Annotated in this window: 14 protein-coding genes and 1 other RNA gene; 4 read left to right on the plus strand and 11 right to left on the minus strand. The window is 68.1% G+C overall.

Annotated elements, in window-relative coordinates:
* Positions 1-128 precede the first annotated feature (128 nt).
* From ACP7AI_RS02810 to ACP7AI_RS02820, 3 genes are all read left to right on the plus strand, one after another.
* Entirely contained in the window at positions 129-779 is a 651-nt protein-coding gene (locus ACP7AI_RS02810) for a PEPxxWA-CTERM sorting domain-containing protein (protein ID WP_426163836.1), read from the plus strand.
* A 123-nt stretch (positions 780-902) separates the two neighbouring features.
* Positions 903-1574, plus strand: coding sequence for a monofunctional biosynthetic peptidoglycan transglycosylase (mtgA, locus tag ACP7AI_RS02815; RefSeq protein WP_426163838.1), 672 nt, complete (start codon positions 903-905; stop codon positions 1572-1574).
* A gap of 61 nt (positions 1575-1635) precedes the next feature.
* Entirely contained in the window at positions 1636-1833 is a 198-nt protein-coding gene (locus ACP7AI_RS02820) for a hypothetical protein (protein ID WP_426163840.1), read from the plus strand.
* 243 nt (positions 1834-2076) lie between these two features.
* Here ACP7AI_RS02820 and ACP7AI_RS02825 read toward each other — a convergent pair whose 3' ends face one another.
* The 10 genes from ACP7AI_RS02825 to ACP7AI_RS02870 form a co-directional block, all read right to left on the minus strand.
* Positions 2077-3186: a zinc-binding dehydrogenase gene (locus tag ACP7AI_RS02825; protein ID WP_426163842.1), complete on the minus strand. Its 1110-nt coding sequence runs from the start codon at positions 3184-3186 to the stop codon at positions 2077-2079.
* Positions 3187-3338: 152 nt separating this feature from the next.
* The gene (locus tag ACP7AI_RS02830; protein ID WP_426163844.1) at positions 3339-3665 is read right to left on the minus strand and encodes a YbaB/EbfC family nucleoid-associated protein; all 327 of its coding nucleotides are present in this window, start codon (positions 3663-3665) and stop codon (positions 3339-3341) included.
* Positions 3649-5379: a DNA polymerase III subunit gamma/tau gene (locus ACP7AI_RS02835; protein WP_426163846.1), complete on the minus strand. Its 1731-nt coding sequence runs from the start codon at positions 5377-5379 to the stop codon at positions 3649-3651. Before ACP7AI_RS02835 ends, ACP7AI_RS02830 begins: the two co-directional genes overlap by 17 nt.
* A gap of 191 nt (positions 5380-5570) precedes the next feature.
* Positions 5571-5665, minus strand: an RNA gene (ffs, locus tag ACP7AI_RS02840) — signal recognition particle sRNA small type.
* 41 nt (positions 5666-5706) lie between these two features.
* Complete coding sequence (locus ACP7AI_RS02845; RefSeq protein WP_426163848.1) at positions 5707-6480, minus strand: hypothetical protein; 774 nt, start codon at positions 6478-6480, stop codon at positions 5707-5709.
* Entirely contained in the window at positions 6477-7079 is a 603-nt protein-coding gene (locus tag ACP7AI_RS02850) for a hypothetical protein (RefSeq protein WP_426163850.1), read from the minus strand. The genes ACP7AI_RS02845 and ACP7AI_RS02850 overlap by 4 nt, the downstream gene beginning before the upstream one ends.
* A gap of 64 nt (positions 7080-7143) precedes the next feature.
* Entirely contained in the window at positions 7144-8142 is a 999-nt protein-coding gene (locus ACP7AI_RS02855) for a L,D-transpeptidase (protein ID WP_426163853.1), read from the minus strand.
* Positions 8143-8210: 68 nt separating this feature from the next.
* Positions 8211-8546, minus strand: coding sequence for a 2Fe-2S iron-sulfur cluster-binding protein (locus ACP7AI_RS02860; RefSeq protein ID WP_426163856.1), 336 nt, complete (start codon positions 8544-8546; stop codon positions 8211-8213).
* On the minus strand, positions 8543-9670 hold the full coding sequence (locus ACP7AI_RS02865) for a cysteine desulfurase family protein (protein ID WP_426163859.1): 1128 nt from the start codon (positions 9668-9670) through the stop codon (positions 8543-8545). Before ACP7AI_RS02865 ends, ACP7AI_RS02860 begins: the two co-directional genes overlap by 4 nt.
* A complete protein-coding gene (locus tag ACP7AI_RS02870) occupies positions 9667-10743 on the minus strand; it encodes a cysteine desulfurase family protein (protein WP_426163862.1) in 1077 nt (358 codons plus the stop codon). The genes ACP7AI_RS02865 and ACP7AI_RS02870 overlap by 4 nt, the downstream gene beginning before the upstream one ends.
* A gap of 62 nt (positions 10744-10805) precedes the next feature.
* Between ACP7AI_RS02870 and ACP7AI_RS02875 the strand changes: the two genes are divergently transcribed.
* Positions 10806-11453: an alpha/beta hydrolase gene (locus ACP7AI_RS02875; protein ID WP_426163865.1), complete on the plus strand. Its 648-nt coding sequence runs from the start codon at positions 10806-10808 to the stop codon at positions 11451-11453.
* Positions 11454-11527: 74 nt separating this feature from the next.
* Here the strand turns inward: ACP7AI_RS02875 and ACP7AI_RS02880 are convergent, their stop codons facing one another.
* Positions 11528-12160 (minus strand): PEPxxWA-CTERM sorting domain-containing protein, encoded by a 633-nt coding sequence (locus ACP7AI_RS02880; protein WP_426163868.1) that lies wholly within the window; start codon positions 12158-12160, stop codon positions 11528-11530.
* Between the last annotated feature and the right edge of the window lie 163 nt (positions 12161-12323).

The raw sequence follows: 12323 nt of genomic DNA on the forward strand, positions 1-12323 counted from the left end.
GCGCCCCTGACCAAGTAACAATTGAGCGAACGTCACAAAATCTTCGCTTTGCAGATAGGATTTTGTTTACCGAAATCCCGCATCTTGTCGCCGGGGTATGGTCCCCTCACGATAAGATGGAGTTCGCAATGCGACATCTTGTAAAGACGTTGCTTGGTTTTGCTGTGTTGCTGACGCCGGCCGTGGCGCCCGCGGCAACGATTGTCGGTGGCGACACGCGCGTGGCGTTCGGCGCCGCGATCACCGGACTGGAGGCCTCGCTGCTCGGCTCCGCCAGTCTCGTCGGCGGCGCACCCGGCCTGACGGTCAACTTCCCGATCACCGGTGGCACACTCGATGCGGCGCTGGCCGGCGCCATCCGGCACGACGGCTCGGGCATTTCGCTCAGCAACGGCACCAATACGCTGGCGCTCAGCAACTTCGTCATCGATACCACGGCCGGCATCCTGTTCGGCGATGCGGCGCTGAACGGCACGCTTGTCGGCACGGCACTCGACCTGTTCAGTTTCGACCTGTCGACGGTGACGGTGCCGCAACTGACCGATCTCGATAATCCGCTGCTGGCCCTCACCATCCGGCCGACGGCGTCCGGTGCCTTGACGGCAGCGTTCGGCCTGGGTGAGACCGCCGGCGCCACCCTGGGCCTCGCGGCGACGGCGCCGCAACTCGCCGCGGTTCCCGAACCCGGCAGCTGGGCGATGCTCGTCATCGGCTTCGGCCTCGTCGGCGGCAGCATCCGCATCCGTCAGGCGCGCACATACGGCAGCGTGACCGCCTGATCGGCGTCGGCGCCCGCCCCATCCCCCCGGCGGCGGGCGCCGACTGTTGACCTTTGGCATCGCCGGCGGGCAGATGGTGGTTCCTCACTGGGAACGATCTTGGTCCGCACCCGCAGCTTCCCCATGCGCCTGCTTCTCGGTACGCTGAAAATCGCCGCCGCGCTGGTGGTGCTCAGCATCGTCTGGGTCGCCGCCTATCGCTGGCTGCCGGTGCCGATGACCTGGCCGATGGCGCGCGATGCCATGGCCGGCAAGCATATCGCCCGCCACTGGGTGCCGCTTTCGCAGATCACGCCGGCCGTTTCGCGTGCCGCGATCGGGGCGGAGGATGCACGTTTCTGCGCGCACAATGGCTTCGATTTCGAAGCGATGGAGAAGGCCGCGGCGCGCAACGCCGCCGGCAAGGCGCTGCGCGGCGGCTCGACGATATCGCAGCAGACCGCCAAGAATGCGTTCCTCTGGCCGGGTCGATCCTATATTCGCAAGGGGTTGGAGGCCTATTTTACCATCCTGATCGAAGCGATCTGGGGCAAGAGGCGCATCATGGAGGTCTATCTCAACATCGCCGAGATGGGCCCCGGCGTGTATGGCGTCGACGCCGCCGCCCGGCATTATTTCGGCGTGTCGGCATCGGGCCTGAGCCCGCGACAGGCGTCACGCATTGCCGCGATCCTGCCGCAGCCGATCAAGCGCGACGCCGCCGCGCCGGGCCGCGCCGTGAAGCGTTATGCCCGGCGGATCGAACGGCGGGTTCGGGTTGTCGGACGGGAAGGCATCGACGGCTGCCTGCGCTGAAACATGGTTAAGAAGCCGCCGTCGCGACCGTAGTTAACGGCATGACTGCCGGAGACACGCCATGAAAAAGATCGTTATCGCCGCCGAGGACCGCCGCGCCGGCCGGGCTGCGTTCGAGGCGCTGTCGCGGCCGGCGTTGCCCGACCCCTGGCGCCGGCCGTCGCGCCGCGACCGGCTTGCCGGCGGTGTCGCGGCGACGATCGCCACCGCTACCACGGCCGTGATCATCTGGGCCAGCCTGTTCCCGATCGCGCTATAGCCGGGGCGGCGGGCGGCGTGGCTGCGGCATGGGCGTGGCAGGCTCGAGCCCATGTTGCCGAGCGTCGGGTATCGGGCGCGGGAACTTGTCCGCCCCCAAGTGTCATACCGGCGAAGGCCGGGACTTATAATCCACCAGTCTGCCCACATGAGCGCTCACCACGGCGATCTTGCGATCCATAGGTCTCGACCTTCGCCGGGATGACGTCGGGCCAGCGCCGATGCGGCGCTGGATCAGACATTTTCAACCAAGCGGCGTAATCAGGTACTTTTCGCCCGTCGCGCGGCGGTTGTAGCCGGCGATGGCGTCGAGGCTCAGTGCTTCGGCGAGCGAGACGCGGTGGCTGTAGTGGCTGGCGAAGGTCGTTGTCAGCTCGGCCGCGACGCGGTCGCGGAGTTTCTGCGCATCCGCGGCGCCGATCTTCTGCAGGAACGGAAACAGCAACCAGCCGCCCATGCTCCAGGCCATGCCGAAGCCGCGGTTGAATTCGGTCGGCGCCATGTTGAGCCCGCCGTAGATATAGACCTGCTTGTGAACCGCCGAGCCGTAGCGGCTGTATTCCTTGGCAGTCTTGTTGATGGCGATCTCCATCGCGGTCAGGATCTGGCCCGCCAGCTTGCCGCCGCCGATGGCGTCGAAGGCGATGGTCGCGCCGGTGTCGACCAGCGCCGCGGTGAGGTCTTCCATGAAGCTGCTGCTGCTTGAATCGACGATATGCGTGGCGCCGAGCGCGCGCAGCGTTTCGGCCTGTTCGGCGCTGCGCACGATGTTGACGAGTGCAATGCCGTCCTTGATGCAGATGCGGTTGAGCATCTGGCCGAGGTTCGACGCGGCAGCGGTATGGACGAGCGCGGTGTGGCCTTCGCGGCGCATGGTTTCGGTCATACCCAGCGCCGTCAGCGGGTTGACGAAGCAGCTGGCGCCATCCTCCGCGGTGGCGCCTTCGGGCAGGACGATCGCCTCCTTGGCGCGGACGACGCGATATTCGGCGTACATGGCGCCGCCGATGATGCCGACCTTCTTGCCGATCAGATGTTCGGCGCCCTCGCCGGCGGCGGTGACGGTGCCACCGGCTTCGTTGCCGGCGGGCATGGATTCATCGACCCGGGCGGCCATGGCCCGCATGTACGCCGGTGGGATGGTGGCGGTGACGACCGGACGATCGGCGGTGCCCGAAGCGCTGGCGGTGCTCATGTCGGCGGCGCCGAACAGCAGGCCGATGTCGCTGGGGTTGATCGGCGTCGCCTCGATGCGGACGAGGATTTCACCGGGACCGGGTGTCGGGGTGTCGACCTCGGCGAGCGAGAGTTCGAGCGTGCCGCTGGATTTCACGAGGGTGCGGAGCTGGAGCATGATCTTGGTCCTTGTTCCTCTCCCGCTTGCGGGAGAGGCGAGAGGCGCGCCAGCGCCCCGGGTGAGAGTGTTCGTCTGTGTCGGGACGGGGTTGCACCCTTACCCGCCGCGCTGGTGCGCGAGGCGCCTCTCCCGCAAGCGGGAGAGGGGTTTTACAGCCCCGGCAGCTTGAAGCCCGGGGGCAGCGGCATGCCGGCGGTCAGCTTGTTCATTTCGGCGCTGCCGGCCTGGTCGGCCTTGGCCTTGGCATCATTGAACGCTGCAACGACAAGGTCTTCCAGCATTTCCTTGGAATCAGCTGTCAGCAGCGACGGATCGATGACGATGCCGAGGATGCGGCCGCGGGCAGTCGCGCGAACCTTGACGAGGCCGCCGCCGCTGCCGCCTTCGACCTCGATATTGTCGAGCTCGGCCTGGGCCTTGGCCATCTGTTCCTGGACGCTCTGCGCGGCTTTCATCAGTTCATCGAGACTGGGCATTGGCACTCCTTTGCGGTTCGGGGGTGACGCCGATCAGCTCGGCATCGGGGAATTCTGCGATCAACGCGGCGACCACCGGGTCGCTGCGCGCAGCATCGAGCCGGGCGGCCTCGGCGGCGAGCGACGCCTCGTGCAGCGTCGGTGCGCCGCCTTCGGTGGTGAAGGTCACCTGCCAATCCTGGCCGGTCCATTCCGACAGGCGGCGGCCGATGGCGGCGAGCTGCTCCTTCGACTGGCGCTTGTCGTGGGCCAGCACGAGCGATGGCGGCGCGCATTCGACGAGGCGGAGTTCGTCGCTGAGGATATGGGCAAGGCGGGGTTCGGTGCGTTCGCGGAACAGGGCGACGATGGCTTCGAAGGTGGTGGGGTTGGGCAGGGCGGGCGGTGGGGGCGCTGGGGTCGGCTCCGGCAGTGTGGCCGCTGCGTGCGCTGGCGATGCAGGCGCAGACTCCCCCGTCCCCGGCCCCTCCCGCAGGCGGGAGGGGAGGTTCGGCGCGTCGCCGCCCTCGATGATGCGCTTCACCAGGTCGGCGGGGTCGGGGAGGTCGGCGGCGTGGATGAGGCGGAGCAGGGCCATTTCGGCGGCCTGCAGCGGCACCGGCGCGGCCTGGACCTCGGCGAGGCCCTTCAACAGCAATTGCCACAGCCGGTGCAACGCCGGAAAGCTCAGCCGTTGCGCCCAGTCGGCGAGTTGTGCGCGTTCCTCGACGCTCAGCGCCGGATCGTCCTTGGGCGCCAGCCGGGCGCGGGTGATGGCGTGGACGAGTTCGAGCAGCTCACGCACCAGCATCTCGGGGTCGAGCCCCAGGTCATATTGTTCCGCCACCGCCGCCAGCGCGGCCTTGGCATCGCCGGCCAGCACCAGGCCGAACAGTCGCCGGACGGCGCCGCGGTCGGCCAGGCCGAGCATCTCGCGAATTTCCTGCGCGGTGACGATGCCGCCGCTGTGCGCGATCGCCTGGTCGAGCACCGACAGGCCGTCGCGCACCGATCCTTCGGCGGCGCGGGCGATCAGCGCCAGCGCCTCGGGCTCGGCCTGGGCACCTTCCCTGGCGACGATATCGGCGAAGTGCGTGACCAGTGTTTCGGCGGGCACCCGGCGCAAATCGAAGCGCTGGCAGCGCGACAGCACCGTCACCGGCACCTTGTTGACCTCGGTCGTCGCAAAAATGAACTTCACATGCGGCGGTGGCTCCTCGAGCGTCTTCAACAGCGCGTTGAAGGCGTTCTTGGTCAGCATATGGACTTCGTCGACGATGTAGATCTTGTAGCGCGCGGAGACGCTGGCATAGCGCACCGCCTCGATGATCTCGCGGACATCATCGACGCCGGTGTTCGATGCTGCATCCATCTCGACGACGTCCATGTGGCGGCCGGCGGCGATGGCGACGCAGGGCTCGCAGGTGCCGCAGGGGGATATGGTCGGGCCGCCGCTGCCATCGGCGCCGACGCAGTTCAGCGCCTTGGCGATGATGCGCGCCGTCGAGGTCTTGCCGACCCCGCGGACGCCCGTCAGCAGCCAGGCCTGGGCCAGTCGCTCGCGCGCGATGGCATTGCCGAGCGTGCGGACCATCGCCTCCTGGCCGAGCAGCGCGTCGAAGCTGCCGGGGCGGTATTTGCGGGCGAGGACGCGATAGCCGGCATCGTCCGCGGGCGGGGCGGGCGGGGGGGCTGGCTCCATGCCGGGGAAGGCGATTTCGGTATCTTCGGACATCGCGGTGGTTCTAGCCGGTCGGGGCGGCGGCGGCGAGGGGAAGTTGTGGGAGAGGGCGCGGAGTGCAGGGGCATGGGCAAAGCCCATGCTGACGTCAGACGAGATCGGTTGGCCTGAGGCCAACCGCCTCGCTGGCCGCGCTTGCGCCTGTCGGCGCGCTACGCTGCGCGTCGCGCGCTCGCGGCGCTGCGCGGTGGGAGCCGGGAACGACCCAGTGCGGATTCGTTGCGGCTGCTTCCTTCCGGACCTGACCGGGTTGGCGAAGACACTGCCCGCCCGACTCCCGCGGCGCATATGGGGGATTGCGCGCGGCGGGGCAAGTGCTTGCTATCCGTTGGTCGGGATCAGGATCGGCGCGCCCGGCGCCGGGCGCGCTTTCCTCGGCGTCGGCACGGGTGCGTTGCCTGTCTGCGCCGCCCTAGCTTCGGCCGTCAACGGCGGCAGGGCCGGGGCGCCCGGCACCAGATAGGCCGTCATCGCCTGGCCGCTGCAGGTATAGCTGGCGCCGTTGCGGATATCGGCCGGCCGGAATGCCGCCGCCAGCGCCGGCTGTTTCGCCAGCGCCGCCCGGGCATCGTCGGGATGGCTGGAATAGGCCATGGCGATCGCGAACTCGCCGTTGTCGCGCTTGCCGAAATAGGGGCTGATGTCGCCGAAATAGACGGTTTCCCCGGCATTGACGCGGAACGTCGGCGCCGAAAAACAGAAGGTGTTGGCAACCTGCGGCGCGGGCCCCGGCGTCGCGCCGTAGAGCACATAATCACCGGCGGACACGACCATGACGAGATGGTCGAGCGGCAGCTTCTTGTTGCCGCCATTCGCCTGGATCCAATAGGTATTCTGGTCGCCATTCTTTTTCGCATCGGCGGGACGCGCGATCATGTCGCGCTTTTCGACATCATAGCGCGCGAATGCGACGATGCCCGATTTGCCGATGCTGCCGGTTTCGGGCCGGCGCCAGCCGATGACGATCGCGGCCTCGCCAGGCTTCAGCACCACCGGCAGGCTGAGGTCGGCCGGCTTCTGGACGCTCAGCAGGTTCGTCGGCTTGGGCACCGCCGCCGCGGCTGCGAGCAGGACAACAAGGGCCGTTGCGATCACTTGCGGCCTCCCTTCAGAAAGCTCGGGTCGGCGAATTCGTTGTTGAAAGCGGTGACGGTTCCCTTTGGGTCGGTGGCGCCCAGCTCAGTGTTGAAGACCTTTTCGCGTTCCGTCGGCGTCAGCGTGGCAAAAACCGCCGCCGTCTGCTTGTCGACCTGGACCAGCCGCCAGCCCTTGAAGATCAGGCAGGAGCGGCGGTTCGCGCGGCGGGCTTCGCCTTCGGCAATGGCGTTGGCGATCAGACCGCCGATGATGCCGCCGCCGGCCGCCGCCATCGGCGAGATGATCGCCGGATTATAGACGACGACCGGGCTGCCGCCGGGTGTCCGTGAGCCGCGGGCGATCAGCCGGCATTCCTGCCAGTCGCGATCATAGTCGGCGCGGGTGGCGCCGGGCTTGTTGTAATAGCGGCTGTCCTTCAGATCGCGGGCCGAATCGGCGGCGATCGCCTCGGCGCTGTCGTCCGGCTGACCGGTGCCGAATTCGGTGGGGTCGTACGGTGCCGGAGCAGCAGTGGCGGGTGGCGGCGATGGCGGCACTGGCGTCGGCGCGACAGGATCCGTGGCTGCAAGCAGCAGCGCAAGTAAAACAGCCGACATTCCGCCCCCGGAAATTCGTGATCAGATGTTGTTATTGCCGCTTAACCATCGCACTGGCAAGCCGCTACCGATCGCTTTCCAGCACCGTCTGGCCCTTGCCGGTGGAGCCTTCGACCATGCCGCCGTTGGTGGCGAGGAGTGTGGTGCCCTCGCCGACGACGCTGCGCATCTGGGCATAGAATTGCGGCGGGATGGTCACCTGCTTGATGGCGTCCTGCTCGACATTCTGGCCCTTGCGCGCCTCATAGCCGGGCACGCCGAGATAGACCCACTTCGCCACGCCGGCGGCATCGCGGCCGGCGAACTGCGCGGCGCGGGTGCCGATGTCGAAACCGGGGGCGACGCCGATGCGGCTGCGGCCGATGATGACACCGTTGCGATAGACGACGATGCGCTTGCTGCCGGTCGACAGCACGATGGTGACGGGGCCCTCGGGCGATTTCTCGGGTTCCCAGCGCGACACTTCCTGGCCGGTCAGCGAGTCACTGCGCGGGTCCGCGGCGGTCCCGGTCGCCGACAGCGGCGCCAGCAGGGCGTTGTCGGTGACCATTTCCGGCTCGATCAGGGTCTTGTCACCCTTGGCAGTGACGACGACCGTCATGCCCATGCTGCTGGTGTCGAACAGCTTTTTCGAAAACTCCAGCGGCAGTCGGATGCATCCGTGGCTCGCTGGATAACCGGGCAGGTTGCCGGCGTGCATTGCGATGCCATCCCAGGTCAACCGCTGCATATAGGGCATCGGCGCGCTGTCATAGAGGTTGGACTTATGGTCCTTGTTCTTCTGCAGGATGGTGAAAACGCCGGTCGGAGTCGCCTTGCTGGACTTGCCCGACGAAATCGTCGTGGCGCCGATGCGGACACCGTTGCGATAGGCATAGGCACGCTGGGTCGACAGGTTGACGACCACAAGCATCGGGCCCGACGGCGCGATCTCGGCGTCCCAGATCCATTCGCCGGGCTTCAGGGCCAGCACCGGCGTGTCGATCGGCGACGATTTCGGCGCGCTGGCGGCAAGCGCCGGGGCGGCCGTCAGCAGCAACAGGGCGATCAGCGCGGTCTTCATCGGCGGCGGTCTTTGCAATGGCGGAACGTTCCACGCCTTAGTCGCCTTGGGCGAGACTGCGAAGTCCTTTAGCTGCGACTCATGTCGACGACACCGGGCGGCATGCGAACATCGAGGGCGGCTATGTCGGCCGTCAGGCGGATCTGGCAGGCGAGGCGCGACGTCCGCGACGCGCCGACGGCGAAATCGAGCATGTCCTCTTCCTCGTCCGAAGGGGCCGGCAGTTTGGCGGCGTCGGCGCCGGTGACGAGGACGTGGCAGGTCGAGCAGGCCATGGCGCCTTCGCAGGTGCCCTCGAGCGGCTGGCCATTGGCCTGGGCGAGATCGAGCAGCCGCGTGCCGGCGGGGGCGTCGACGAACTGTTCGCGACTGCCGTCGGCGGAAAGAAAGCGGATGCGGGTCATGCGGCGTCCTGGCTGAGGCGGGTGACGACGGCGTTGATCTGGGCCGCGGCGGCGTCGATCTCGGCCGGGGTGGTGAAGCGGCCGAAACCGAGGCGCAGCGAGGCCTTGGCCGCGGGTTCGGACAGGCCAAGCGCGGTCAGCACATGGCTGGCGCGGCCGGTGACGGCGGCACAGGCGGAGCCCGACGAGAGCGCGAGGCCGGGGAGCAGCGACAGCAGGGGCGCGGCAATGCCGGGGAAACCGAGGTTGAGATTGCCCGGCCAGCGGGCTTCGAGGTCGCCGTTGACCTCGACCGGCACAGTGAGGCTGGCGAGCAGGCGATCGCGCAGCGCGAGGGCATGTTCGCGGTCGCCGGCCATGCGCTCGCCGGCGATGCGGGCGGCGGCGCCGAGGCCGACGATGAGCGCGGTCGGCAGCGTGCCGGAGCGGCCATCCTCCTGCCCGCCGCCGTGGAGCAGCGGCGTCAACATCGTAAACGGCCGGCGATACAGCGCGCCGACGCCCTTGGGGCCATGGACCTTGTGGGCCGTCAGGCTGAGCAGGTCGATGCCGAGCGCATCGACATCGATGGGCACCTTACCGAAGGCCTGGGCCGCGTCGCAGTGCATGACGGCGCCGACGGCATGGGCGGCGCGGGCGATGGCGGCGATCGGCTGGATGACGCCGATCTCGTTGTTGACCAGCATGGCGGAGACAAGCGCCACATCCTCGCCGAGCGCGCGTTCCAGGTCACCGAGATCGACGATGCCGTTGGCGCGGACCGGAACGATGGTCAACTGCGCACCGAGCGATTCGAGATAATGCGCGGTTTCGAGGACGCAGCTGTGTTCTGTGGCGAGCGTGACGATGCGGCGGCGGGTGTTCGACGGGTGGGTGAGCAGGCCCTTCAACGCCCAGTTGACGCTTTCGGTGGCGCCCGAGGTGAAGGCGATGGTTTCGGGCGGGGCATGGAGGAGCGCGGCGACCGCGTCGCGGGCAATCTCGACGGCGGCCTTGGCCTGGTAACCCCAGAGGTGGGCGCTGTGCGGGTTGCCATAGCCGGCGACGCCCCAGGGCTCCATGGCGGCGGCGACCGCGGGGTCGAGCGGGGTGGTCGCGCCGTAATCGAGGTAGATCGGGTTCATGCCGCCACCCTGGCGAGGCGCCGGGTCATGTCTTCCCAGGCTTCGGCGAAGGCATCGACCTCTGCCGCCGTGGTCTGCGGCCCCAGGCTGACGCGGATCGCCTCGCCCGCGGCGGCACCGAGGCCCATGGCGGCGAGGACATGGCTGGCGGCGACCTTGCCCGACGAACAGGCCGCGCCGGCGCTGACCATGACGCCGGCGAGGTCGAGCGCCATGACCTGGGTGCTCGCCTTGACGCCAGGGAAGCCGATGCTGGCGATGTTGGGCAGGCGGGGTGCAGCGGCGCCGTGGACAATGGTGGCGAGACGCGTTTCGAGGCGGTCGCGCAAGGTGGCGATGGTGGCCCAATCGCGGGGCACGTTCAGCGCCGCGGCAAAGCCGGCGATGCCGGGCAGGTTGGGCGTGCCACCACGCAGCCCGCGCTCCTGGCCGCCGCCGCGCTGCACTGCCGCCAGCCGGCCGGGATCGCGGACGATGAGCGCCCCCACGCCCGGCGGACCGCCGAGCTTGTGCGCCGATAGCGCCACGAAGTCCGCGGCGGGCAGCGGCAGCTTGCCGGCGCTCTGCACCGCATCGACCAGCAGCAGGCCGCCATGTGCCGCGACCACAGCAGCGACCTCGGCGATCTGCTGGACGACGCCGGTCTCGTTGTTGGCGTGCTGGACCGCGACCAGCGCCGGCGGGCCGTCGAGCAGGGTCGCCAGTGCCGCCAGGTCGATGATGCCGTTGCGGTCGACCGGCGCGATGATCGCGTCGCGGGCGGCGAGCACGGCGCTGTGCTCGGTTGCCGAGGCGATCAAGCGCGGCATGGCGGTGCCGTGGATGGCGAGCGCCAGCGCCTCGGTGCCGCCGCTGGTGAAGACGATGCGGTCGGGGGCGCAGCCGGCGAACGCGGCCACCACGTCGCGGGCGCGTTCGACGATGCCGTTCGCCGCGCGGCCGCCGGCGTGGACCGATGCCGGGTTGCCGGTCACGCCGGCGGCCGTCACCATGGCCGCGATCGCAGCCGGCAGCACCGGGGTCGTCGCGGCGTGATCGAGGTAGATGCGGCTTTTCATTGCGATTTCGGCCATCGCCCTCATATAGGGGACAAGGCGTGTTTTGCGCCACCAGCTTTCAATTTGGCGGACACCACATGCCCGAAGTGATCTTTACCGGCCCCGAAGGTCGTCTCGAAGGCCGTTACCAGCCCGCCGCGCGGCCGCGCGCGCCGGTGGCCATCCTGTTGCAGCCGCACCCGGCGCAGGGCACGATGAACCACCCGATCGTCATTGCCATGTACAACAGCTTCGTGCGCCGCGGCTTTGCGACGCTGCGTTTCAACTTCCGCGGCGTCGGGCGCAGCCAGGGTGTGTTCGACAACGGCATCGGTGAGCTGTCCGACGCCGCCAGCGCGCTCGACTGGATGCAGCAGTTCAATGCCGAGGCGCATACCACCTGGGTCGGCGGCTTTTCGTTCGGCGCCTGGATCGGCATGCAGCTGCTGATGCGCCGGCCCGAGATCAAGGGCTTCATCAGCATCGCGCCGCCGGCGAACATGTACGATTTCACCTTCCTCGCGCCGTGCCCGTCGAGCGGTATCATCGTCGACGGCGAGATGGACGAGGTCGTGCCCGGCGCGTCGGTGCAAAAGCTGGTCGACAAGCTGAAGACCCAGCGCCACATCACCATCGACCATGCGACGATCCCGGGCGCCAATCACTTCTTCCAGCACGAGATGGATGACCTGATGGGGGTCGTCGACGGCTATCTCGACAAGCGGCTGGCCAACGGCGGGCGCTGAGCGCCGGGCGGGCAAAATAGAAGGGCCGCGCAGGTGACTGCGCGGCCCTTTGTCTTTCGCCGGATGGCGAGCGATCAGCCCAGCGCGACGGCCGTGGCGCGGCGACGCATGGCACCGCCGACAAGGCCGAAACCGACGATCATCAGCGCCCAGGACTGCGGCTCGGGAACGGCGGCGAGCGAGAACTGGAAGTTCGCGCCGAAACGTCCGCCGGTCGAGATGGAGTTGATCGAACCGGGGAAGGCAAAGCCCGCCCCGCCGGCCGAGGCTGCCGAGCCGTTGAAAGTGATGGCGGCATCGGTCACCAGGTTCGAAACGCTGGTCGAGTAGCTGTCGCCGTCGTCGGACAAGTCGCGGCCGCCGATGAAATACTGCTGCCCGCTGGCCAGTGCGATCGGCGTGATCCCGATATAGCGCACGTTCGTGCCATCGACGGCGCCGGGCGACACCGTCGCCGATCCGAGCAGCGTGCCGCCGGACGTCCAGATGCCGATCTGGTGCGACCCGTTGACGGCGCCGCCGGTCCCGAACCAGCCGAGCGCGGTGACGCTGATGGCGCTGTTCGTTGTGAAGACGAAGCCGACGGTATCGTCGCCGCCAAACGATGGAAACAAGGTACCGCCGGAAAAGCTCGTGATCGCCGTCGCGGCCTGGGCGGTACCCGCTGCGAGAATGGAAATGGCCGCAGCCACCAGCAGTTTCTTCATGACATTTGCCCCCCGTCAACGCCGACCACAAGGGGGTCCAGCGGCAAAGCCAGATGTCACACAGGATAGCGTTTCGGACTGGTTTGCAGAATGTGTACTGATCGATTTCAGGATCGTTAACAAGCGGAAACAGGTTGCCCCTGACCAAAGATCGGGTCGGTGG

The organism is Sandarakinorhabdus sp. DWP1-3-1, assembly GCF_049896705.1.
Taxonomy (GTDB): Bacteria; Pseudomonadota; Alphaproteobacteria; order Sphingomonadales; family Sphingomonadaceae; genus Sandarakinorhabdus.